At 45.0% G+C, this 25,401-nt stretch carries 17 protein-coding genes; 10 read left to right on the top strand and 7 right to left on the bottom strand.

Features of this window, described 5'->3' with window-relative positions; translation table 11 throughout:
- The first annotated feature begins 17 nt into the window (after nucleotides 1-17).
- Nucleotides 18-1,235, top strand: a complete 1,218-nt coding sequence (locus tag D0T66_RS13085) for an FtsX-like permease family protein (protein ID WP_163357752.1) — start codon at nucleotides 18-20, stop codon at nucleotides 1,233-1,235.
- Here D0T66_RS13085 and D0T66_RS13080 read toward each other — a convergent pair.
- Both D0T66_RS13080 and coaBC read right to left on the bottom strand, forming a co-directional pair.
- Nucleotides 1,232-4,969: a hypothetical protein gene (locus D0T66_RS13080; RefSeq protein ID WP_163357751.1), complete on the bottom strand. Its 3,738-nt coding sequence runs from the start codon at nucleotides 4,967-4,969 to the stop codon at nucleotides 1,232-1,234. The two genes, D0T66_RS13085 and D0T66_RS13080, sit on opposite strands and share 4 nt — an antisense overlap.
- Nucleotides 4,970-5,053: 84 nt before the next feature.
- The gene (gene coaBC, locus D0T66_RS13075; RefSeq protein WP_163357750.1) at nucleotides 5,054-6,244 is read right to left on the bottom strand and encodes a bifunctional phosphopantothenoylcysteine decarboxylase/phosphopantothenate--cysteine ligase CoaBC; all 1,191 of its coding nucleotides are present in this window, start codon (nucleotides 6,242-6,244) and stop codon (nucleotides 5,054-5,056) included.
- 177 nt (nucleotides 6,245-6,421) lie between these two features.
- Between coaBC and D0T66_RS13070 the strand changes: the two genes are divergently transcribed.
- The 3 genes from D0T66_RS13070 to D0T66_RS13060 are packed head-to-tail and all read left to right on the top strand — an operon-like array spanning nucleotide 6,422 to nucleotide 9,592.
- Nucleotides 6,422-7,189: an alpha/beta hydrolase-fold protein gene (locus D0T66_RS13070; RefSeq protein ID WP_163357749.1), complete on the top strand. Its 768-nt coding sequence runs from the start codon at nucleotides 6,422-6,424 to the stop codon at nucleotides 7,187-7,189.
- A 53-nt stretch (nucleotides 7,190-7,242) separates the two neighbouring features.
- Nucleotides 7,243-8,196: a nitronate monooxygenase family protein gene (locus D0T66_RS13065; protein ID WP_163357748.1), complete on the top strand. Its 954-nt coding sequence runs from the start codon at nucleotides 7,243-7,245 to the stop codon at nucleotides 8,194-8,196.
- Between the two features lie 22 nt (nucleotides 8,197-8,218).
- Nucleotides 8,219-9,592, top strand: a complete 1,374-nt coding sequence (locus tag D0T66_RS13060; protein WP_163357747.1) for a transporter substrate-binding domain-containing protein — start codon at nucleotides 8,219-8,221, stop codon at nucleotides 9,590-9,592.
- A 6-nt stretch (nucleotides 9,593-9,598) separates the two neighbouring features.
- Here the strand turns inward: D0T66_RS13060 and D0T66_RS13055 are convergent, their stop codons facing one another.
- The 3 genes from D0T66_RS13055 to D0T66_RS13045 form a co-directional block, all read right to left on the bottom strand.
- Nucleotides 9,599-9,823 (bottom strand): DUF4834 family protein, encoded by a 225-nt coding sequence (locus tag D0T66_RS13055; protein ID WP_163357746.1) that lies wholly within the window; start codon nucleotides 9,821-9,823, stop codon nucleotides 9,599-9,601.
- A 74-nt stretch (nucleotides 9,824-9,897) separates the two neighbouring features.
- Entirely contained in the window at nucleotides 9,898-11,043 is a 1,146-nt protein-coding gene (locus D0T66_RS13050) for a PepSY domain-containing protein (protein WP_163357745.1), read from the bottom strand.
- A gap of 218 nt (nucleotides 11,044-11,261) precedes the next feature.
- Complete coding sequence (locus tag D0T66_RS13045) at nucleotides 11,262-13,631, bottom strand: TonB-dependent siderophore receptor (protein ID WP_370520811.1); 2,370 nt, start codon at nucleotides 13,629-13,631, stop codon at nucleotides 11,262-11,264.
- Between the two features lie 351 nt (nucleotides 13,632-13,982).
- On the opposite strand from D0T66_RS13045, the gene dxs reads away from it, so the two are divergent.
- The 6 genes from dxs to D0T66_RS13015 all read left to right on the top strand — a co-directional run bounded on the left by dxs (nucleotide 13,983) and on the right by D0T66_RS13015 (nucleotide 23,237).
- Complete coding sequence (gene dxs, locus D0T66_RS13040; RefSeq protein ID WP_163357743.1) at nucleotides 13,983-15,944, top strand: 1-deoxy-D-xylulose-5-phosphate synthase; 1,962 nt, start codon at nucleotides 13,983-13,985, stop codon at nucleotides 15,942-15,944.
- Between the two features lie 15 nt (nucleotides 15,945-15,959).
- On the top strand, nucleotides 15,960-17,297 hold the full coding sequence (gene trkA / locus D0T66_RS13035; RefSeq protein WP_163357742.1) for a Trk system potassium transporter TrkA: 1,338 nt from the start codon (nucleotides 15,960-15,962) through the stop codon (nucleotides 17,295-17,297).
- 5 nt (nucleotides 17,298-17,302) lie between these two features.
- Nucleotides 17,303-18,796, top strand: a complete 1,494-nt coding sequence (locus tag D0T66_RS13030) for a TrkH family potassium uptake protein (RefSeq protein ID WP_255489825.1) — start codon at nucleotides 17,303-17,305, stop codon at nucleotides 18,794-18,796.
- A gap of 187 nt (nucleotides 18,797-18,983) precedes the next feature.
- A complete protein-coding gene (locus D0T66_RS13025) occupies nucleotides 18,984-20,060 on the top strand; it encodes a CapA family protein (RefSeq protein WP_163357741.1) in 1,077 nt (358 codons plus the stop codon).
- A 191-nt stretch (nucleotides 20,061-20,251) separates the two neighbouring features.
- Nucleotides 20,252-21,544: a UDP-N-acetylmuramoyl-tripeptide--D-alanyl-D-alanine ligase gene (murF, locus tag D0T66_RS13020; RefSeq protein ID WP_163357740.1), complete on the top strand. Its 1,293-nt coding sequence runs from the start codon at nucleotides 20,252-20,254 to the stop codon at nucleotides 21,542-21,544.
- Nucleotides 21,545-21,644: 100 nt separating this feature from the next.
- Nucleotides 21,645-23,237 carry a tetratricopeptide repeat protein gene (locus D0T66_RS13015; RefSeq protein WP_163357739.1) on the top strand — a complete coding sequence of 531 codons (1,593 nt, stop codon included), beginning with the start codon at nucleotides 21,645-21,647 and terminating at the stop codon, nucleotides 23,235-23,237.
- A gap of 495 nt (nucleotides 23,238-23,732) precedes the next feature.
- On the opposite strand, the gene D0T66_RS13010 is transcribed toward D0T66_RS13015, so the two are convergent.
- Entirely contained in the window at nucleotides 23,733-24,503 is a 771-nt protein-coding gene (locus tag D0T66_RS13010; protein ID WP_163357738.1) for a 3'-5' exonuclease, read from the bottom strand.
- A gap of 39 nt (nucleotides 24,504-24,542) precedes the next feature.
- Nucleotides 24,543-25,340 (bottom strand): hypothetical protein, encoded by a 798-nt coding sequence (locus tag D0T66_RS13005; protein ID WP_163357737.1) that lies wholly within the window; start codon nucleotides 25,338-25,340, stop codon nucleotides 24,543-24,545.
- Between the last annotated feature and the right edge of the window lie 61 nt (nucleotides 25,341-25,401).

The raw sequence follows: 25,401 nt of genomic DNA, 5'->3' as shown, positions 1-25,401 counted from the left end.
CTGTAAAAAACTGCCCGTTGAATCTACCATTTCGCATAGCCCGCCGATACCTGTTCTCGAAGAAATCGCACAATGCAGTGAACGTCATTTCTGCGCTTTCGGTGTGTGGTATTGCTGTAGCTACGGCAGTCATGATTTGCCTGTTGTCCGTTTTCAACGGGTTCACAGATACGATAACACTGACATTCAGCGACTTCGATCCCGATTTGGAAATAACTGTCGCGCGCGGAAAGGTTTTCAATCCCGACGACGAGACGATTCAGCAAGTGTTGAAGCTTGACGGCGTCGCTTTCAGCGCCCAGAAGCTCGAAGAAAATGCCCTGCTCCGCTACGACGAACGGCAAGAGCCGATTGTTTTGCGCGGCTTATCGCAGGACTTCGAATACATTGCCGACCTGAACAAGTATGTGATGAGCGGCGAATTCGGGTTACGCAACGGCGACATAGATTTCGGGGTAGTCGGCATCGGCATAGCAGCCAAATTAGGGATGCAGGCAAACAGCATTCGCCCGTTGGAGATTTACATGCCCAAACGGAACGAGCGCTACAATCCCGCCAATCCGACCAAAGCTTTTGCCAAAAAGGACGCTTACATTTCGGGGATATTCATGCTCAATCAGGCGAAGTACGACGAGCATATGTTGATTGTATCCATCGACTTAGTGCGCGAATTGCTGCAATATACCAACGAAGTGTCGTCTATCGATATAAAGGTGGCTCATGGTGCGGATATAAACGAGGTTCAGAAGCAGATACAAACCATATTAGGCGATAAATACCTCGTCAAGAACCGCTTCCAGCAGCAGGAATCGACTTACCGCATGGTGAATATCGAAAAATGGGTGACCTTCCTTATTCTGACTATCATCATCATCATAGCCGTATTCAATGTAGTGGGATCGCTATCGATGCTTATCCTCGAAAAGATGGACGATATTACCGTCCTGCAAAAATTAGGGGCGAAAAAGAACCTGATATGCAAGATTTTCCTCTACGAAGGGTGGCTCATTACCTTTATCGGAACGGTTATCGGGCTGATACTGGGATTGGTATTGTGCTTGTTGCAGCAACACTTCGGGCTGATAAGCTTAGGTAATACGCCGGGCGCATTCATCATAGATGCCTACCCTGTCTCCATCGACCTACAGGATGTGTTTATTACCTTTATAACTGTTTCTGTGGTAGGTGTATTAGCGGTTTTCTATCCGGTAAACACACTGCGAAAGAAGCTTTAACCCTCGTCCTCCTTCTTTTGTGCCGCCTCTTTCTTCGGAGGTTTGAAGAAATGCTTGATTCGGGTGATGATATTCGCTATTCCCTTAAAGAAATCCTGCTTCTCTTTCGAGATACCGACCGACTCCACAACAGGCGGCTGCAATATCTGCCAGATATAGTTGAATGTCGAACGGTAAGGGTTACGCGTGATTTCGGCTTCCGGCTGACGAGGCGCTTTATTGCGCTTATCGGGGTTATTCTCTTTCAACACCCTGTTTGCCAGACCCGTAACAAACCTATTCTCGACCAGTTCGCCGTCTTTCTGTTTGTACATATCGACTTTCAGGTTGTTGTAGAGCAATGTCATACCAACGGTCGCCCGCTCGCTGCTCGCTGCCGTATTGAACCAAAGGTCATGTACATATCCGCTTGCAATTCTGACAGTTGGGAACATCGGCTGCACAATCTGGTTGAGTTCGGCAAAGTCGAAATCCGTCAGATGAGCATCCAACAGGAAGCTATCGAATGCCGTATCCACAGGCAGTTGCCATGTGGCAGTGAAATAGCCGGTACCCATCAGCTTACCGTCAGCGTCGAGGCGGATGTATTGGTTCGGTTCGGTGGCTACATTGGTAAATCCCGAGAAGCGCCCGTTCATCTCCGTGAAGAATATCTTACCCGGTTCGGTGGCTTTAGGAACCAACTCCTCATATACGACACCGAAGTTACTGACCTTTAAGTCGTTTACATCCAGCTTAACAGGAAGATTCTGTAACCCCTCATATATCATCGGCACAAGGCGCGATTCGGTCTTTATCTGCTTGTTCTTGAAGTTGAGCAGCTCTACATCGTTGACCTCGCCGGATGCGATACGCAATACCTTATCGCTGAAATAACCGGCAATGTCTATCCCGCTCAAACGGATGTCGCCCACTTTGACATCGAACCAGTCCTTATGCTTAGGGTGCTTGTAGGCAAACTCCATCATCGGATAGGCAGGATCGAGGCGGATGTTACGCAGATTGAGTTGCGCATTCGTTTTGCTGATATTGAGGTCATCTATCTTCAATGTATAGAAGCCGTTATCGATAGGAATGGCTAACTTATGCGTATCGAACGATATATCTTCGAGGAAGAACGATTTCTCTTTACTATCCAAAGCCAACCCTTTAAGCATTAGGTCGGTATCGTGCAAATCGAATTGCTTCTTCAGCGAATCGCTTTCCATCTCGTGATAGGTTATATTGCTGTTGCGGATATTCAGATTTCCCACTTCCAGCGTTTGTGCAAGACGACCGATAGTCGTATACAGATCCTGCTTTTGCTGCTCAAGAGGGGCTATACCTTTCCTCTTCGGTGGTGCATGTTGAAAGAGCAGATAAGGGTTATCGATATTCAAGTGCCCAATCCTGAAATAGGAATCGGGAAGGGTCGCCTTATAAGCGAAGTCGTTAGCCTCGAGTTTATCGAGAGATAGTTTAGATTCTTTGCCCGAATGCCAGATATCAGCATCTAAACGGGCGAGATATAACTCCGAAAAGCCAAAGAGAGTACGGCCTTTTGTCGTAACGCCTTGAGAGGAAAAAGCCGACAGGGTAAGATGTAAACTATCTCTCCCCGGTTTATCTATAAGGACAAGTTCGGTACTATCGATTGAGATATGGGCAATATTTATCGAAGGGAAATTAGCCGGCTGTTCAGAAGCTGTTTGCTGCTTAGCAGCATTTCTTTTCACCATTTTAATCTGTGGCGCCTGCACGATAAGCGAATCGGCAGCGAACGAAGCGACCGCATTATTCCGTTCACCATAAAATAACTTACTGATAGTAAGCGAGGGCGAAGAGATAGTGTAACACATATCCGGCATATCCGCACCATCATCCATCCGTGGATTGATGCGCAGTTCCTTCAATTTCAGATTGCCGGATTGACTATCGAACGAGGCGTTTCCAATATCGAGCGTATGTTGTTCTTGTGGGAAATAGCCGAAGAACTTATCGAAACTGAATTGGAAATCGAGGTAGTCGAAAAAAGCATTCGGATGCTTCACCGTGCTCTTATTTGCTAAGAATCCCTGAGCATCGAGATACAGGTTCTTTATACGGAATGTCTCCTTTGTTCTTTTATCGAGGTACTTGAAATCGGTATCGGTCAGCCTGATATTCTTGATAAGCAAGTGCCCGAACAAGGGCGAAAAGATATTGTTGATAACCTCCTGCGATTTCGCACCCGAAGACCAAGACGAAGTTCTTTTGGCTGATTTCTCGAAAGACACTACCGGCTTGTCGATAGTCAGCCAGTCTATTTCGACTGCATTCATATACCTCAGCCCTTCGACTGAAAGGCTTCTAACTGTTCCCGATAAGCAATCATAATCAGTAGTTGTGTTGATAGGCTTTATCCGGAGCGTGTCCACCCCGAGCTGGCCCGTACCCAAGCTGTCGAACGAAACATCGATATTCTTAATTCGGATCTGGTGGTTACGGCTCACCATATTTCCCCGCAACTCTTTGGAACTGAAACTGAAATCGTTCGAATAAAGCTGCCGGGGGTTATCACGCGAAAGGGAATCTATCCGAAAATGGTTGGCCGTGAATGTGAAGTCCTCCATCTCGAACACATCTTCTTTTCCGGCATTCATTAGGCAATATTCCAGCTGTGTGCTATCGATTCCTATCCGTTCGATAACCACCCGATGAAGCAATGGAGACACCAGCTCGTACAACGACCACGAATCCAGAAGCGAATCTACATTCTGCACCGGAGCATTAGCCGTTGTATCGCTTTTTGCCGTTCCGGCATTGAAATAACGGATATTCGCCGATGAGATGTCGAACGAACGGGCATCCAGATAATTCAGGCTGTTTTCCCGCTTAAAGTAAATTCCTTTCACCGCAACCTTTCCTACGGCTGCATTCACATAGCTATCAGCGACATAGTCGGGGCGGATGGAATCGTACATATTGAATTGTATCCCCTCGAAGAGGATGATCGAATCGCGCGTATCGAGCAAGATATTCCCGGTCGTCAGGTTGAAGCGCTCGCTTTGCAGCAATGCCTGCGCTTTCTCCGCTTTAAATTCGAAGTTATCGGAATATAGCAATTTCCCCGATTCCGAGGAATGTTCGTCCAACCTGAAACCATAGATATGAAAATCTATATCCTTGAGTGCATAGGTAGTCGAATCCAAATCTTCGCCAAGATGATAGGCAATGCTCGCATTCTCCAGATTCATTTTTTCAACGGTCAGTTCCGATATGTAAGGTGAAATGACAGCATACAGATTCTCTACATCGGCCGCCGATATGTGATGCTCGTTGCCGTTCTTTTCACTCACTTGTGTTTCGTAGAGATGCGTATCCACATCTTTTATCTCAAACAGGTCGAAGTTCAGCGTCTTATAATTCCTTCGCCACGTAAGGTTAACCCCTTTGAAGTAGATGGAACCGACCGACAAATCTGCCCGGATGGCGGGTAAACTATCTTGAGCTTTCCAGCGGGCTAATGTCTCCTGATTGGGATGTAAACGGATGCCTTCGATAAGCAGTTCGCCCGAAAAGAAGTCGATATTCAGGTCGGTAAACGAAAGGTCATAAAATCCGTCTGTTTCTTTATAGACAATTTTGGGCAGTTCTTTTTGGAGATACTGCTTCAGTTCGTGCATCAAGAAGGTATTCAGCAAAATACCGATCACAGCAAGACCCGCAATTACAATAATGCTTATTTTTAGTGCTTTACGGATTCTTTTTGCCATCGGTCCCGATTGTTTGAGTATACTATTATTACTAAACAACTCCGAATACCTTTTGTTTAGGGATTCTCTTTACAGGAGAGGATTTTATGCAAAAATCCGGTCGATAATATCTTTGGCTACATCCGCTTTCGACTTCAACGGGTAATCTTCTTTGGTTCCGTCTTTGCTCAGGATAGCTATCTTGTTGGTATCGTGGCGGAATCCTGCTCCCGCATCATTAAGCGAATTGAGGACAATGAAATCGAGATTCTTCCGCTCCATCTTTTTCAGGGCGTTTGCTACCTCATCGTTTGTTTCGAGTGCGAAGCCTACGAGCCTTTGTGCTGTTTTCATCTGCCCCAGCACTGCTGCAATATCTTTGTTCGGCACGAGCGAAAGCGTCATTTCGTCATCGTTCCGTTTGATTTTCTGTTCTACCTGTTCCTTAGGACGGTAATCGGCAACTGCTGCGCAAAGGATAGCCGCATCCATCTGCGGAAAGATGTCCGTCGCTGCCTGATACATTTGTTCGGCCGACTCCACATCTATACGGTGAATGTTCGGATGATTGACTTTAAGCGAAACAGGCCCGGCAACAAGATAAACCTCCGCCCCGCGTGCAGCACACTCTTCGGCAAGGGCAAAGCCCATCTTACCCGACGAATAGTTTCCGATAAAGCGTACGGGATCTATTTTCTCATACGTCGGCCCTGCCGTTATCAGGACTTTTTTTTTTGACAGGCTCCCGCCTTTTTCGAAGAAGCTTTTGGCGGCTTCCAGAATCTTTTCCGGCTCTTCCATCCGTCCTTTTCCTATCAGATGGCTGGCCAACTCGCCTGCCGCCGGCTCTATAATGATATTACCGTACGAGCGTAGTATCTCTATATTTCGTGTAGTAGAAGGATGCGCAAACATATCCAAGTCCATCGCCGGGGCAACCATCACCGAGGCTTTCATCGACAGGTAAGTCGTGATAAGCATATTATCGGCTATGCCGTTCGCCATCTTGCCGATAGTAGCCGCCGTAGCCGGAGCGATAACCATCAGGTCGGCCCACATGCCGAGGTCTACATGGCTGTGCCATGTACCGTCGTTGGCCGTGAAGAATTCGCTGACAACAGGTCTGCCTGTCAGCGCCGAAAGGGTTACGGGTGTAATGAATTCTTTGCCCGAGGGCGTCATTACTATCTGTACTTCAGCCCCTTCCTTGATAAAGAGACGAGCCAGTGATGCAGCTTTGTAAGCGGCGATACTACCTGTAATACCCAGAACGATATGTTTGCCTTTTAGTGTCATAGCCGAATGCTTTAGTTTTATACAAAGATATACGCAATAATCGGCTCATTCAAAAATAATTCCCTTAAATTCACTACTCGCCCAAAGAAACAAAACGGGAGCAATATCATTCGGAAACTGAAAAAATCTGTATATTTACCAATCTTTATCTCGTAATCAATTAATAAAACATACGTTATGAAACGACTATTATTCCTATCATTATTATTCATTGTCTCGTTATCCGGCTTTTCCCAGTTCAAAAACGCATCTTACGCCATCGGCGGCAAAACATTGCCCTATAAGGTAATGTTCCCTGAAAATTATGATGCAAACAAACGCTATCCCTTTGTCCTCCTTTTGCACGGAGCTGGCGAACGGGGCAACGACAACGAAGCCCAGTTGACGCACGGAAAGCAATTCCTTATAGATCATTTCAGCGCTGACTATCCGGCGATTGTGGTCGTTCCGCAATGTCCGACAGGTGAATTTTGGTCGAATGTTTCGCGCCACCAGATAGAAGGCGAGCAACCTTCTTTCAGATTCGGCATCACCGACGAGCCATCGGATGCTATGCAATTGGTGGTAGCACTTGTCAATGACTGGATTGTCTCGGGTAGAATAGACCTGAAACAAATGTATGTCGGAGGTTTGTCGATGGGCGGAATGGGTACATTCGAGATATTATGGCGCATGCCCGGAGTTTTTGCGGCCGCTTTCCCTATCTGCGGAGGTTCGGATACCAGCAAATACCCTATCTATGCTAACAATACCGCTTTATGGATTTTCCACGGCGAAGTAGACGGGATTGTCCCTGTCGAGTTTTCGCGCGAAGCATACAAAAAGCTGAAAGATATGGGTTGCGACGTAAAGTATTCCGAATATAAAGGTGTAAACCACAACAGCTGGGACAATGCCTTTGCCGAGAAAGAACTCGCTGCCTGGCTGTTCAGCCACACAAGATAATATTTCCCAAAATCCCTTATATTTGTATTTGTACAAAATAAAAAACAGTAATTATGAACAACAGAATAACATCTCTCTTCGGAATTAAATATCCTATTGTCGCAGGCGGAATGGTCTGGTGCAGCGGCTGGAGATTGGCAGCAGCAGTGAGCAATGCCGGCGGCCTCGGGCTGATAGGCGCAGGCTCGATGCATCCCGAGACACTTCGCGAACATATCCGCAAATGCAAGGCTGCCACGGATAAACCTTTCGGGGTAAACGTGCCGTTGATGTATCCCGAGATAGAAACGATTATGGATATCATTATCGCCGAAGGGGTGAAAGTTGTTTTCACTTCGGCCGGAAATCCCAAAACATGGACGAAAACACTGAAAGATAACGGCATAAAAGTGGCGCATGTGGTTTCCAGTTCCAAATTCGCCCTGAAATGCGAAGAAGCTGGCGTCGACGCCGTTGTAGCCGAAGGATTTGAAGCCGGAGGGCATAACGGACGTGAAGAAACTACCACCATGGTACTCATCCCGCAGGTGCGCAAAACGCTCTCTTTGCCGTTGATTGCCGCCGGAGGAATCGGTACGGGAGCAGGAATGCTCGCCGCTATGGCGTTGGGCGCCGAAGGGGTACAAATCGGTTCGCGCTTCGCCCTGACGGAAGAAAGTTCGGCTTCGGAGGAGTTCAAGAAACTGTGTATTGGACTGAAAGAGGGCGATACAATGCTTTCGTTGAAGAAGGTCAGCCCTACCCGACTCATCAAGAATCATTTTTATAATGCGGTTCAAGATGCGGAAGACAAAGGTGCTTCGGCAGAGGAACTTCGCGAAATCCTCGGACGCGGACGCGCTAAGAAAGGAATATTCGAAGGCGATCTGGAAAACGGCGAACTCGAAATAGGACAGATAGCCTCTCTGATAGAAGATCTACCTTCGGTACAAAAGGTTGTGGAAGATATTATCGCCGAATACAATGCCGGCATCGAAAAGATACTGGCAGAGCGACCGAAATTCTGACGTCGAACAAAAACCAGCTTATATGCAACGCATCCTTTACCTGTCTTTTATCGCTATTCTCTTATGCATGTTTTCTTGCAAGCAAGAAAATGTAAGGATATATGATCTGGAGCAGATAAAGAGGAATAAGGAGCTGACCGTGCTGACGCTCAACACTTCGGCTTCCTATTTTATCTATCGCGAAGATACCATGGGATATCAATACGACATGGTGCGCAACTTCTGCGATACGTTGGGGGTGAAGCTGAATATTGTAGTTGCCGAGAACGAATCGAAATTGCTCGAGATGCTGGAAGAAGGCAAAGGCGATTTGGTCGCCTATCCTATTCTGGTACGAAACGAGATGAAAGATTCGATTCTCTATTGCGGCCCAAAACAAATCACTTATCAGGTTTTGGTGCAGCGCGCCAATAAGGAAGATACGCTGCTAATCAGCCAATCACAGTTATTGGGGAAGACAGTGTATGCCGTCCCCGACTCGAGGTACTATGAGCGTATAAACAATTTCAACGAAGAATTAGGGGGAGGGATCGATATACGCTTGATCGCGCGCGATACGGTGACAACAGAAGACCTGATAGCGATGGTTTCGGCGGGTGAAATACAATATACGCTGGCATCGAACCTGTTAGCTAAACTGAACAAAACCTATTACAACAATATAGATGTCTCGTTACCTATCAGTTTCGACCAACGTTCGTTGTGGGTAGTGCGGAAAAATACGCCGCAATTGGCAGCAGCACTCGACGAGTGGGCTGAAAAATATAATAAAACCCCGTCATTCAAAGCGGTGACAAAAAAATACTTCGAGTTGAGCAAACAGCCACTCTCTGCTTATTTCGAAATACCAAAAGGGTTGCCTAAGGGTGCAATCTCCCCGTATGACGATTTATTCAAGAAACATGCCGACAGTACCGATTACAATTGGCAACTATTAGCCGCGGTATCTTATCACGAATCCCGTTTTATGAATAACAGGACATCGTGGGCAGGAGCATCGGGCATTATGGGGCTGATGCCGCGCACGGCACGTTCGCTCGGATTGTCGGATGACGATCGCTTATCGCCCGATTTAAGCATCGGCGCGGCTGTAGTATTGTTAGACAGGCTAAACGATATCTTCAAGAAAATAGAAGACCGCGATGAGCGCATCAAATTTATATTAGGAGCTTATAATGGCGGCGACGGGCATATCCGCGATGCTCAGCGGCTGGCGACCAAATATGGCGCTAATCCGCATAAATGGGAAGATGTGCGCAAATTCCTGCTATTGAAGAGCAAACCCGAATATTACAACGACCCGGTAGTGCGCAACGGCTATATGCGCGGAATGGAAACAGTAAAATATGTGGATAATGTATTGAAAACAACCGAACGGTTTACGGAAGGGAAGTAATGCGAATCAATCGGTTATCTCTTCGTAATCGACATATTTGCCTTCTGTTTTCTCGAATTGTTTGTTTTTGTGCGAAGAAGATTCGTGCTGATTGCTGTTTTGCTGTTGGTTCCGATCTCTGCGGTTGTTCGTATTCAGCGGGTTAAGAATATTCAGTATCCCTTTCAGTATCTTTGCTCCGAACCAGATAATACAAACAACAATAAGAATAAACAACAAAAAATAACCCATATCGCAATCAACCAATTTATATTGAATAAACAAATATATAACTTTTTTGTTTATCTCCGTCCTTCGGAGAGTTATTAGCCGTCTACCGGCCTCACCGTTTTGGGGTGTTTCTTGCGTTTGACATAGAAAATATAATAACCCGTAACGGGCAGGCTGGCACCTATCAACGCTGCAATAAAGGTGAATATCTTGGAGAACATCCCCCAATAATTTCCTACATGCAGCACGTAAGCCCAATGGAATATGCGTGTGGATTTGCTGATTTGGCTATAGTAAGTGATTTTTGTTATCTCGCCTGTTTGCGGATTGAAATTATAAGTATCTGTCGCGCGTGAATTAACGGCATCTTTGAGGTGTACGGATGCTGATTTATCAGCTATGCGGATATATTCGAAAGTCGGGTTTTTCTCTTTAATGGCGGCCACGACTGCATCCCAGTGAAGAATATCGAGCTCTTCTTTTTTGTTCTCCTGTCCTCCCCTGTTTCCTCGTCCTTGACCTCCTCCTTGCTGAGCCTGCTGCCCATGACTGCCGCCACGGCTTTCGGATTGTTCTGCACCGAAGAGTTTAAAAACGCCATTCCGATACCATTCGAACGACCACATGAGCCCCGTCAGCGCGCATAAGAGAATAATAATACTGACATACACCCCCAATACGCGGTGCAAATCGTAGAATAAGCGACGGCCTCCGCCTTTGAATTTAATCGTAAAGGCTTTTTTCCATTGCTTGCGGTTACGCGGAAACCAGATAACCGCCCCACTAACAATAATAAATACCAACAAAAGGGTAGTCACGCCCACAGCATATTTGCCTACCGTTCGGCTGCCATCCATCAGCCAACGATGTATTTTCATCACCTCGTGAAAAAATCCTCCGCGGAAAGGATAAGTATCTGTTATTTCACCCGTATAGGGATCGACTGCCACCATCAGTTTCTCTCCCGCAGCCTGCTGCATAGTATAGGTACGTTCGGGATCTGCCGAGACGCGGACATTGGCCACCGAATTTCCATCCATCTGTTTGTTTACCATCGGAATTAATTCTGCCAAAGGGATAGGGGTATCTTTTACTTCGGAAACAAAGTACCGCGAAGGGTATGCCAGTTCAAGCATCTCCGTCTGAAAGACCAATATAGCACCGGTCAGGCAAGTTATCGTAATAATAAGCCCTGCGGGGATCGAAAGCCATTTATGCAGCGCTTTGAAGAATTTTCTCATATACAGGTTTTAAGCTGGTTATAACAATTTTACTAAAAAAATCCGATGCCCTGATTCAACATCACAGCATCGGAAAACTATCATCAAAGTTATGTAATTACTAAAATATTGATCATTTCCTTACATGTTACAAAGGTCGTTACTTTCGGGCGGATACACAATCGCTAAAAATAATGATTTTTCATCCACCCGATCACTATAAATAGTGATCGCCTGTCTTAGAATGTATACGACAACGATCCGGCAAAGTTGCGGGGATCGATCTGGTTGATATACCCTCCGCGATAGTAAGAGTTATAGCCGACCTTGTCGAAGATATTATTGAAATAAGCCCGCGCCGTGATATGTTTATATCTATATGCCAGTTGGGCATTCCACGTAATATAGCCCGGCATATCGAACGGTTTGGCGCCAATCATAGAGCCATGTCCGTCAGGGCGGAGAGAATGTTCATTTACAGGGCGTTCGCCTACATAATAGGCTCCTACTCCGACTGACAAATCTTTCAGGATTCCTTTATCCTGCGTATAATATATCCAACCGTTTGCCGTATGCTTCGGCGCATTCATCGGCGCACTGCCGTTTTTGTAAGACGGGCTGTTGGCATAACGGGCATCGAGATAGGCATAACCCAACATCACCTGAAGGTTGTCGAGGATACGCCCGTTCAATTCCACTTCGATACCGTCGCGCTTCAAGTCTCCGGCTTTATACTTCAGTCCGGTAGCCTGTGTCCCGTTATATTCCGAATTGGTTAAGTTCTCGGTAATAATATGGAAATAAGTGAAGTTGAAACGCAGGCGATGGTCGAACCATTCGGTCTTGAAACCTGTTTCCCATTGTTTTGTCTTCGATGCTCCGGCTGTTCCTCCGCCAACGAGCAAATCGGCTGCACTGCGTAGATTGGTGCTGGTGGTATAAGAGCCAAAGAAGTTTACGTTTTCCACCGGAGACAGCATCAATCCGAACATCGGATCCCATGCATCGTTACGGACAGGTCCTGCTTCCGATCCTTTTGTTCCCGAATTAGAATTGGTAGTGATGGAACTATAGCGAATGGCTAAAATAGCCCGAGCATATTTGGTAATACTCATTACCTCCTGCGCCATCACTCCATAGGTATTGTATTTTGTATTGACAGGTTTTACTTTCGAATAATCGTTTTCGTTATAGAACAAGGTATCCACCCTGCTATTCGGTATCTGGCTTGCAGGCAATGTTACATCTATCTGGTCGATAACAAAAGAACCTAAATTTTTAGTCGTAGCATCTGCTTTACGATAATCAAATCCTGCCTGAAAGGTATGTTTCACCGGACCTGTATAGACATCCTGCCCTACAAAGTCGAACTGGAATGTATAATTGTTATCGTCGCGCAAACTGCGGGAGAGCGTACGGTTGCGGATATTATAATCCGCTCCCGGTTTATTGGCATTCGGCGTGCTAAGTCCTGTACTGGTATTATCTACCTGATAGGAAGAACCATATAGGGCAGCACGTATGCTGAAATTCTGATTAAAGTAATGCTTGATACGTGCCGAGTAGGTCATCAACTCGGTATTGGTATTATCGTTGCGGAAGCCGAGGAATTTATTATGAGGCATATCATACAAAGCCCTGACACTGTCGGCAGCTAAGTTTACGGTACTTGTCACAGGTGTCCTGTCTTCGTTCAGATAATCGGCTTCGAGATTAACGGTTGTCTTATCATTCGGACGCCATTCGAACGACGGGTTTATATAAACGCGCTCCATACGGACAATCGGACGGTAGTTATCGCTTCTTTCGTATGCTCCATTGATACGCAGGGCTGTCTTTTTCGATTCGTCGAGAACAGTCTGCACATCGAATGTCGGACGGAATTGTCCCCAACTGCCCACACGCACACCTACTTCGGCTGCATTAGTAAATTTAGGTGTTTTCGTTACCACATCTATTACCCCTCCGGCATTACCTATATCCGTGATAACCCCTTGTGTAATAGCGGCAGAACCTTTTATCATCTGAATGCTTTCGACACCCTGCATATCGGTAATACCCGATGCCGTCTGAAACTGAGAGTCCATGCGCACCCCGTTTTTAAGCACAGGCACTCCCCTGAAACCGCGGGTAGACATACTTTCTTTCACGCCTCCGTAGCTACCGAACAGCGTGACACCGGGAACATTGCGCATGGCATCCGAAATGGATAAAGCTCCTTGTTCCACAATGACCTTTTCCGAAATAACCGAGATACTTTGTATCTGCTCATTCGGGCGCAAAGGCATACGCGTGATGGCATCTAATTTTTCAGGTTGTTTATAGCGTTCGCCGAATACCTCTACCTCGTGGAGGTTATTGTCCGATACCATCTGAATCGTTAATATTTCTTCGTATTTATTAGTCAGGTCGGCTTTTTTGACAACTGTCTGGTAACCTACAAAAGTCACTTTCACGTCATAGGCTTTACGATCTAAATGATGGAAACGGAAACGTCCGTCATCATCGGTATGTACTCCCTTTTGCGTTCCTTCCAGAACAACCAATGCGCCCACCATAGGCTCTCCTTTTTCATCAACAACACGTCCTTTTATGAGCGATTGGGCCATCGCAAATGAACAACATATCACAAGAAATGTGATTAATAAAGATATTCTTCTAAGCATATTTAAGTTGGTTTATAATACTGTTATATGGATTGATTTTTCGTTCACAAAGGTCACTATCGCACTCTTTTGATGCAATACCGAATAATAATGATTTTAACAAATTTAAATACCTATAAATAGCGAGCAGACTTCCTCCTCGATGTTCTATTCGCTCTGCTACTCTCGCCGGAAGTGTATTTTCCTTTGTTAAACCCGTAAAAATATCCGTTAAAAGATTTATTGGCATCCGTATTGTTTATATCTTTGCTTTCTTAATATACTGCTACTTGCAGTATAGCTATTAGCAGAAAGATGGACGAACAAGATAAAAAGACTATATTAGACAATATCAACTATCCGGCTGATCTCAAACATCTGAGCATAGAACAATTGGAGGAGCTTTGTTCTGATCTCCGTACGTTTATCATCGACGAATTGAGCAATAATCCGGGGCACTTCGCATCCAGTCTGGGTGCAGTTGAATTGACAGTAGCTCTACATTACATATACAATACACCTTACGACCGCATCGTGTGGGACGTAGGGCATCAGGCATACAGCCATAAAATCCTGACAGGACGCAAAGACCGTTTCCACACCAACCGCCAATACGGAGGCTTGGCAGGATTCCCCAATCCGGCGGAAAGCGAATACGATTCGTTTATTGCCGGACACGCTTCCAACTCCATATCGGCAGCATTGGGGATGGCAGTCGCATCCAAATTGAAGGGTGAAGACCGCAGTGTAGTTGCCATCATCGGCGACGGTTCCATGACAGGGGGGTTGGCTTACGAGGCACTCAACAATGCCAGTTCGCAACCGAACGATATGCTTATCATCCTCAACGATAACGATATGGCTATCGACGACAATGTAGGCGGATTGCGCGATTATCTGGTAAAACTCACTACTTCAGAGACATATAACAAGATAAGGAATGAAGTCGCTCAGACTTTCAGGGGCGAAAACATTATTACCGAAAAGACAAAAAACCTTATCCTGCGCTTCAACAATAGTTTGAAATCGTTTCTGGCAGGACAACAGAATATGTTCGAAGGCTTCAATATCCGCTATTTCGGGCCGGTAGACGGAAACGATTTGCGCGGATTGATACGCATCCTGCAAAATATAAAGGATATGAAAGGGCCTAAGCTGCTCCATATCCACACGGTGAAAGGAAAGGGATACGAGCCTGCCGAAAAGGAAGCACAACTTTGGCACGCTCCGGGTAAATTCAATAAAGAAACAGGCGAACGCATCGTTTCCAATGCCAAGGATCAACCTCAACTATATCAGAATGTTTTCGGCTATACACTGGTCGAACTCGCCCAGAAGGACGAGCGGATTGTAGGTATCACACCTGCTATGCCGTCGGGAAGCTCGATGTCTTTCATGATGAAAGAATTCCCGAGCCGCGCCTTCGACGTGGGCATCGCCGAAGCACATGCCGTAACCTATTCGGCAGGATTGGCCAAAGAAGGGCTTATCCCGTTCTGCAACATTTATTCGTCGTTTATGCAGCGCGCCTACGATCAGGTTATCCACGACGTAGCCCTGCAAAACCTGCACATGGTGATGTGTCTCGATCGCGCCGGATTAGTCGGCGAAGACGGGCCTACCCACCACGGAGCATTCGACCTCGCATTCATGCGCTGCGTGCCGAATCTGACAGTGGCATCACCCTATAATGAGCATTACCTGCGCGACCTGATGTACACGGCCGTGTATGGCAACGAAGGGCCTTTCGTCATCCGCTACCCACGCGGGAAAGGCGAGCTGGTCAACTGGGAGAAGGAAATGCAACTGCTGGAAATAGGAAAAGGCTGGAAACTGAAAGACGGTAAAGATCTGGCGGTACTGACCATAGGCCCTATCGGGAATGTTGCATCCAAAGCGATTTCCATTCTCGAAGACCAAGGGTATAGCATCGCCCAATACGACATGATTTTCCTCAAGCCGATAGATACCGAACTTTTGAAAGAGGTTGCCGAAAACTTCACACATGTGATGACCATCGAAAACGGTACCATAAACGGCGGATTGGGAAGCGCTGTTGTGGAATATTTTGCCGATAACAAATACAACCATATCGACGTAACGCGTGTCGGGCTGCCGGACGAATTTGTGACGCACGGTTCGATTTCTATTCTGAACGAAATATGCGGTATAGATATGAACGGGCTTGCCAAGCGCATGACCGAAGTGCTGGAAAAGGCCAAAACAACAGGAAAGAAAGATCCTGAACTGACGGCAACAGCATCAGACAACGAATAAAAACAGGACGAGCGAATGAAAATAGTGATTGCAGGAGCCGGAGCGGTAGGAACACATTTGGCTAAATTGTTATCAGCCGAAAATCAGGATATTATCTTGATGGACCCCAACCGTGACAACCTCAACTTTTCGCAGAGTAACCTCGAAATAATGACAATGGTGGGTTCGCCCACTTCGCTCGACGACCTGACGGAAGTAGGCGTCAAAGATGCCGACCTTTTCATAGGTGTCACCCCCGAAGAGACAGTCAACATCACCGCTTGCATGCTCGCATCGAACATGGGCGCAAAAAAGACTTTCGCCCGTATCGACAACTACGAATACCTCCTCCCGCAGAATAAGGAATTTTTTGCCAAATTGGGTGTAGGCGCAATGGTTTATCCCGAAATGCTGGCTGCTAAAGAGATTGTAACTTCCCTCAAGCATCCGTGGGCAAGCCTTTGGCTCGAATTATGCGGCGGGCTGCTAATCCTTGTCGGGGTAAAAGTTCCCGAGAATGCGTCTTTAGCCAATACCAAGCTGAGCGACCTGAGCAATGAAGAGAAGAAATTCCATATCGTTGCCATCAAACGCAACGGACTGACTATTATACCGAAAGGGGATCACCAGATATTAGCGGACGACACGTTGTTTTTCACTACAACGAAGGAACATGTCGACGCTATCCCCACGCTTGTCGGCAAAAAAGATTTCGAGATACGCAACGTCATGATTATGGGCGGCAGCCGGATTGCTATACGAACATCGCAGTACCTGCCGGACAATGTGAATATCAAGCTATTGGAATCTGATAAGGAGAAAACGCAGAAGCTTGTGGAAGTGTTGCCTAAAAACGTTACTGTCTTTTACGACGACGGACGCCATGCCGAATCGCTGATACACGAAGGTATTTCGGAGATGGATGCTTTCATTGCCGTCACCGGCAACTCGGAAGCCAACATTCTCGCCTGTATGGCTGCCAAACGTTATGGCGTGCCGAAGACTGTGGTGGAAGTGGAAAATATGGACTATATTTCGATGGCGGAAAGCCTGAACATCGGTTCCATCATCAATAAAAAGCTGATAACAGTCAACAATATATACCGCTTCCTGCTGAACGCTGACGTTTCGAACCTGAAAACGTTGATGGTTGCGAATGCCGATGTAGCAGAAATCACTGCCAACCCCAATTCGCAGATAACGAAGAAGGAAATAAAGAAAATTACTTTACCCAAAAATATCACGCTGGGAGGGCTTATCCGCAACGGTGAATCGCTGATGATCGACGGTAATACCATTATCGAACCTTATGATATTGTCATTGTTTTCTGTCTGGAAGGAACGCTGAAAGATGCAGAAAAACTATTTCGCTGAACCGGATGGATGCACTTGTAATAGGGAATAATATCGTTCGCAGGAAATTCAACTACCGTTTTGTGTTGAAAACAATCGGGTTTATCCTGATTATCGAATCCCTCTTTATGATGGGTGCGGCTATTGTTTCGTTTTATTGGCACGAATGGAGCGCCGATTCGATGCTGCTCAGTTCGGCTATTACATTTTTTTCGGGCATCTTCCTCCGGTTGGTAGGGACCGACGATTACGACCATCCCATCGGCAAACGCGAAAGTTTCTTGACAGTCACCCTGACATGGGTTGCCTTGACGACTTTCGGGATGCTCCCTTTCTACCTCAGCGGGGCTATACCCGATATAAGCGATGCCTTTTTCGAAACCATGTCGGGCTTCACGACTACCGGCGCGACTATTATGACCAATATCGACGAAACTCCGCGCGGTTTGCTTTTCTGGAGAAGTATCACGCAATGGGTAGGCGGTATCGGAATCATTGTCTTTGCCCTTGCTATCCTCCCCATCGTAGGAGGAAACGCTTCGGTGCTGTACGACGCCGAATCGACAGGGATTGTCCGCGACCGTTTCCGTCCGCGTATCGCGCAGGTAGCCAAGCGTTTGTGGATAACCTATATTTTTGTCACTTCGGTATTGGTAATATTACTCTGGATAGGGCCAATGGACTTATTCGACGCTATCTGCCACGCGCTAACAACCATGTCGACAGGAGGTTATTCGACCAAGCAGGCAAGTATTGCCTATTGGAATTCGTCTTATCTGGAATATGTCCTCAGCATCTTTATGTTTATCGGCGGGATAAACTTTTCCCTGATATTCTTCCTGCTGAAAGGCGTTCCGAAGAAAATAATGAAAGATGAAGAATTTCGCTGGTATGCCGTTATCTGCCTGATTTTTACGGTTGTGATTGCCGGTGGCTTATTCATATCGGGACAAATAGGCAATATCGAGGATTCGTTCCGCACATCGCTCTTTCAGGTTGTTTCCACCATCACCACCACAGGCTTTTCGTCGGCATCGTATATGAATTGGGGCGCATTCTACATCTTCATGATATGTATACTGATGCTTTTCTGTGCCTGCGCCGGCTCTACGTCGGGCGGGGTAAAGATAGTGCGTATTATTGTCCTGTTCAAGAATGCCATCAACGAATTCAAGCGGCAGGTACATCCCAATGCCGTATTGCCTGTACGCCTCAACAATCAGGTAATCCCTATCGATATCGTAACCAAAGTACTGGCCTTTATATTCCTGTACATCGGCATCCTCATATTCAGCTTTATTGTCCTCTCTGTTACAGGGATGAGCTTTGAAGAATCTATAGGAGCCGCCATTTCGTGTATGGGTAATGTCGGTCCCGGGTTAGGCGAAATGGGTGTCAACGGGCATTTTGCATCTGCTCCGACTTTCTCGAAATGGTATCTGAGTTTTATCATGCTCACCGGACGTCTCGAACTGTTTACTGTCCTTTCCCTTTTCATGCCTGCTTTCTGGCGGAAGTAGCATATTAGTTACGAGTTACTTCATCCTGCGGATAGTTACAAGTTACGAGATGGTCTATTTGTAACATTGTGTTACTCTGTGAAAAAACTCCGTGTCCTCTGTGGTTAAAGAATAAGCTTCTTACTCCTACAAACAATAATTTTCCTATCTTTGCATTTATTAAGGTTTTGTTACACTTATCTAAACTATGCAAAGGGCACTTATACTATCCATATTTCTGCTTTTCCTGCAAATACTTCACGCTCAACAAAATCGCGTCAGCTTTTTGTTTGCCGGAGACGCCATGCAGCACCAATCGCAGATAGATGCCGGAAAAACTTCCGCCGGTTACGATTATACTTCCTGTTTCAAATACGTAAAAGATTCGGTACAGGCGGCCGACATTGCCGTTGTCAATCTGGAAGTAACGCACGCCGGAAAGCCTTATACAGGCTATCCCTCCTTCTGTGCGCCGGATGAATTTTCGGTTGCTTTGAAGGATGCAGGATTCGACATTTTCCTGACCTGCAACAATCATAGTTTGGACAAACGTAAGAAAGGGTTGGAACGCACCATCAAAGTTCTGGATTCGCTGAAAGTCAAGCACACAGGTACTTTTATCAATCAGGAGAAACGGGATACGCATTATCCGCTGATGATGATCAAAAACGGCATCCGTATTGCGATACTCAATTACACTTACGGAACGAACGGGCTGACTGTGCAATCGCCCAACATTGTCAACTACATAGATAAGAAGCAAATATTGAACGACATAGACATGGCTAAGATATTGAAAGCCGATATTATTGTCGCCAATATGCACTGGGGGCTGGAATATAAATTGCAGCCGAACAGCGAACAGAAAGAATTAGCCGATTTTCTTATACAACACGGTGTAAAGCTCGTCATCGGTAGCCATCCGCATGTGGTGCAACCGATCGACATCCGCCGAAACGAATCGGGCGAGATAGATGCTGTGGTTGTATATTCGCTCAGCAATTTCATTTCAGCCATGAAGATAGTAAATGCAACGGGTGGATTGATGGTGAATATCGACATCAGCAAGGAAGAGGATAAGCCTGTAAAGATAGAGCGTTGCGACTATTCGCTCGTATGGGTGAACAAAAAGGAGAAAAACGGCAAGTTCAATTTCTTCGAACTGTTGCCTGTAGAGGCTTTCGACAACGAAGAAGGAAAAGCGCATATGGGCGAGCAAAACTTCAGTACGATGCAAACTTTTGCCAAAACAGCACGCGCCACCGTAGAGAGTATGGGGCGGTAAATATCCGGATTATAAACAGATAAAAAATAAAGCCAAAAAGCGTTAACGTTTTTACTTCTTAATGATATAAATCTTATATTCGTATAGCTCTAATAATATTTCTTAAAAAAGGGAAGAAATTATAGCAAGACTCCAACTTTTTTGGACATATAAACGTTTTTAGGGTAGAATAGAATATATGGATTAGTATCATGGACATATCATCTTTATACAAAATTTTCACCCAACATCCAGCCGTTACAACCGATTCCCGTGATGTTACTCCCGGAGCGATATTTTTTGCACTGAAAGGGATAAATTTCGATGGAAACGAGTATGCTTCCGAAGCATTGGCTGCGGGTTGCAGTTATGCCGTAGTCGACAATCCCCGATATGCCACATCGCCCAATACCATATTGGTAGAGAGCAGCCTCAAGACCTTACAGGAACTGGCCAATTATCACCGCCGGAAGATGAGGACACCCATTATTGCTATTACGGGAACGAATGGTAAAACGACAACGAAAGAATTGGTATATTCTGTCCTTTCGCAAGAGCATAATGCAATTGCACCGGAAGAAAACATAAACTACGCTATCGGCGTACCGTTGACATTGCTCCGCCTCAGAAAAGAGCACGAAATTGCCGTCATAGAAATAAATGCCGGTAAAATCGGAGGAATCAAGGAATTGTGCGAAATCGCAGAACCCGATTACGGGCTGATAACCAATATAAGCCCTTCACATACCGAGAAATTCGGTTCATTACAGAATCTTATCAACTCCAAAAAGGAGCTATATACCTATATCGCCTCGCGAAAAGAGGGTAAAATTTTTGTCAATTACGACAATCCCGCCTTGCGCGAAATGGCTGTCGGCATACCGTCTATCTACTATGGTCTGGATTCCGACCACGACCAGTTTGTTACGGGAAAAGTGGTATCATCTACGCCCTATCTGGTATTCGAATGGAAAATGGCAAGAAAATTCCATACCGTAAAAACCAAGATGATAGGAGATTATAATCTATCCAACGCGTTGGCTGCTATCACTATCGGCAAGTATTTCGGGGTGAAAGGGGAGAAAATATGCCGCGCCATAGAAGCATACGAGCCCGACAAACGCCGGACGCACCTGAAGGAGACAAAGAAAAATATGCTCCTCATAGATGCCTACAATGCTAATCCGGCAAGCATGCAGGCTGCCCTGCAAAACTTCGGGCAGATGGAGGTCAACAATAAAGTGCTCATCCTGGGCGAGATGAAAGAATTAGGTCCCGATAGTAATAACGAGCATCAGCGGATAGTGGATAACATCTCGCAATACGACTTCGATAAGGTTATTCTGGTAGGCGAAAACTTCAACCAGTTAAGTCCCCAATACGAAACATTTTCGGAAGTCGAAGATTTGATGGATTACCTCAAAAAACAACCGTTGAAGAATAATTATATCTTGCTAAAGGGTGCCCGGCGATTACATCTCGAGAATATTATAGAGTTGTTGTAAACAATCTATCCTCATATTCGTGAGAACAAACGGATTAAAGAGATTTATTTTTTATATCTTTACAAAACGGAAATTTGTGTGGCTTTCTAACCTCATTTGTATGAAGAATATCTTATTGATATGTTTCTTTTACTTTTTATGTATTCCTCTTTCGGCGCAGTCTATAACTGTTAAAGATATAGAAGACGCTTCAAAGGAATTGCTGACATCGGGTAATCCGACCATGCTTCATCTTTATCAGGAGCTGGAAGAGAATTATCCGCAGATGACAGATGAGCAAAAAGCCGTCTTCGGGCTGAAATATACGGAAGCGCTCGATGCAACGCAAACGCCGGTAGCCGATCTAAAGTATCTCGATTTTTCGATCGATTATTATGCCCGCACCAATAATAAGAAGAAGCACGTACATGCCCTTTTATACAAAGGACGCCATTACAAAACCCAACGAAACTATCCTGCTGCCATACAGACCTTTCTGAAGGCAAAAGACCAGCTTAACCCGTCTAAGGATTTCAATCTGTTAGGCAATGTATATATCGAGCTGGCGCATCTGGCGGCTTATCAGGACGAATTCAGCAAAAGCCTCGGATATACCAATATTGCCATCGAGAACTTCGAAAAGAGTAACTACCAAGTAAATCTTACTGCTAGTTATGTACTGAAAAGCTGGATATATCAAACCATCGGAGAACTGGATTCAGCCATCATTTCATCTAAGTATGTTCTGGAAGCTACTCCAAAATTGGAGCAAAAAGGTGATGCGCTGAACGACATAGGATATGCATATTACCAAAAGGGGAATCTCGATTCGGCACACTACTTCATCAAGAGAAGCCTGCATTACCCCTACGACCACAAAAACGGAGCTATTCGTTTCTATCATCAGGCACAGGTATATACCGATTTATACGAGTATGATTCGGCCAAGATATATCTCCGCAAGGCATTATACGATCCTATCGATATATACACACAGAATGATTGCTACAAATTGCTGGTGAGGTTGTCGCTGATGAGTGGCGAAACAGATAATCTGGCATGGTACATAGCCCAGCAGCAAATCTGTGCAGACTCTATCCGGAAAATCGAAATGCAACCCAACATCAATACGATAGAGGAATTGCACAAAACAACCAAAGAGACGGAAGAAGCCAGAACACAAAATACGATTCTGGCAATAGTTATCATAATAATTGTTGTCATAGCTGCCCTTATACTCCTCTTTCTGCACAAACAGAAGAAAAAAGTCTCTGACAAAGCAGATACTTACAAAGTGGAACTGGAGAAAAAGCACGAAACACTCTTGCAGGAGCTACACTACGATTTTGAGAAAACCCGCGAAAAATATGCGGAAAAACGGAAAAAGGCTGATTTCATCCAGCGTCAGGAGATAGAGAGAACGATATACGAAGAGGTATTATATATCGATGATGAACAGAAATTTTTCAGTAAAATGAATGCTGTATTGAATCATCTGCCCGATAAGCTGAAAGCCGAATATCCGGCCATCACGTCCAAAGATATTATCTGCTGCTGCCTTTTCGTTTTGGATATCCCGACACAAGACATAGCCATGCTGATGGATTATACCCAGAGCAGCTTGTATAAATTTAAGCAACGGCTGGCTAAAAAATTGAATCTTTCAGGTTCGAAAGAGCTGGAACAAATGCTCCGCGAAAAAGCAGAAATTTAATCTCACACCCGTCATTTTTTACCCCATTTTCGGCACTTGTCAGAGAAGGAAAAGCCCTTGTCTCAAAAATGAGACATCGGTCAGACCTTAAATAATTAGCAATCAAATGAATACAATCGTCTCTTGTCCTAATCTTTCGGAGGGTTAGGACAAGGTCATAAGACATGTTTTGCCTACTTTTACAATGTAAGTTAAATGAGACAATGACTTGAATCACGATATACTTACTTCACACAAAACTATGACATGAATGCGTTTTATCCGCTTCGGGTTGAATAAACAGGAGGATAGGTACTTTGAACGATTTGAAGCGGATTCTAACGCAGGATTGAAAAAAGATTTACTTTGATTAGATACATTCATTTAGGACACACACACTTTTTCGAAGATTGATTGTTGATAATGCCCTGATTTATAAGATGGGCAAGTCTTGTGAAAGACAACTTTTTAGATTTCTGTGATAGAGAAAAAGCAGCTCGGAGAGAGCTGCTTTATTCATTTATTTATTTCGCGTAGTTTAATCTTCGTCAGTGCCTGCTTGGTATTCAGCGGAAAATCGGCATCCATCATCCAGGCATAAAAGCTCGGTTCGTTTTTCAGCACTTCTGCCACGGGCTTTCCTTTATGTTTGCCGAAGTTGAATATTTCGATACCATCTTCGTTCAGAATAATACGTCCGGCAAGGTCGACATTGTTGTTGAAGAAAGAATAGTCTTCCGACAATTTCTCTATATCATTCACCAAATCGGGATATTTGTCCAGTTGTGCTTTCAATACTTCGTATGTCGCACGTGTATCAGCTTCGGCGGAATGGGCATTTTCCAATTCTTTGCCGCAATAGAAACGGAGAGCTGCCTCCAGTGTACGTTGTTCTTTTTTATGGAAGATAATCTGCACATCTATCATCTTACGCTTGCTGAAATCGATATCTACCCCTGCGCGCAAGAATTCTTCGGCAAGCAGCGGTACATCGAAACGGCTCGAATTAAATCCTGCCAGATCGCAACCTTCCATCTGCTGCGCCAATGACTTGGCTACCTGCTTGAATGTGGGGCAATCTTTGACATCTTCGTCATATATCCCATGCACAGCCGAAGCACCCTCGGGTATATGCATTTCAGGGTTAAGACGCTTCGTTTTCGATTCTTCTTTTCCGTTCGGGAATATTTTGAGGTAGGATATTTCGACAATACGGTCTTTGACGGTATCGGTTCCTGTGGTTTCGAGGTCGAAAAATATAAGCGGGTTCTTTAGATTTAATTCCATACAGTTGAAAATTGTTATTCGAGATACAAAGGTAAGGGTTTATTTTGGATTATATCCTATCAATTCGTATTTCAACAACCGTTCGCTGCCCGGGAGATAATAGGCTTTCAGCTTTATATTGACTTTCAGTCCCAAGCGCCTCATATAACTTCCACGTGTAGCTTCGGGGGTGGTATTCCAACTGGCGGCTATCATCGCTTTATCCTTTTCGGTCAATACAAACGAACGGGCATCATCATAGTTATTTGAGGACTCTAACCGTTTGACATGAATATCAAAATTCTCTGGTGTAAGTTGGAAATTCTCCTTCAATTTCTGTAATTCTCTGTATTGGTAGATATCCAATTCGATATCTCCTAATTGGTAATAGCGTGTTTTACCTGTTCGGGAGCGTCTCAATGACTGCAAATCGACTTCCTGCTGAAGATATTCATTATTCCATATAGAAGGAAAATCCTGAATAGCCGAGGTAATAACAAGATAACCTACAAACAAGGCAAAACCTCCCAAAGCTACATACCCGACATAACGTCCATATTTTTTCGAAGCCTTATTCTTTATAGTTTTTTCGTTTTTATTACTTTTCGCTTTTCTCGGGTCTTTCCCTTTCAGCAAAAAAGCCACTAAAAAAAGCAAAGCAAACGATGTCCATTTAAAAACCTGCAGAAAATAAGGTAGGTAAAGGTATTCGCCAAAGAGGCTGTAAGCCGGATAATAATATATCCAATAAGTTATCCCGCTAATATGGTCAGGATGAATAATCACAAAAAGGATAGTCCCTATCGCCAGCAAAGATATAGTCGTGACGAGAATCGCTATTTTTACTTTTTTAGCCATCGCTTGTTGTGTGTTGTATATGTTGTAAATGAAGAACCCCACCTTTTTAATGATGGGGTCT

This window comes from Dysgonomonas sp. 25 (assembly GCF_010501075.1).
Taxonomy (GTDB): domain Bacteria; phylum Bacteroidota; class Bacteroidia; order Bacteroidales; family Dysgonomonadaceae; genus Dysgonomonas.
The sequence above is the reverse complement of the archived record's forward strand: the minus strand, read 5'-3'. Positions and strand labels throughout refer to the sequence as shown.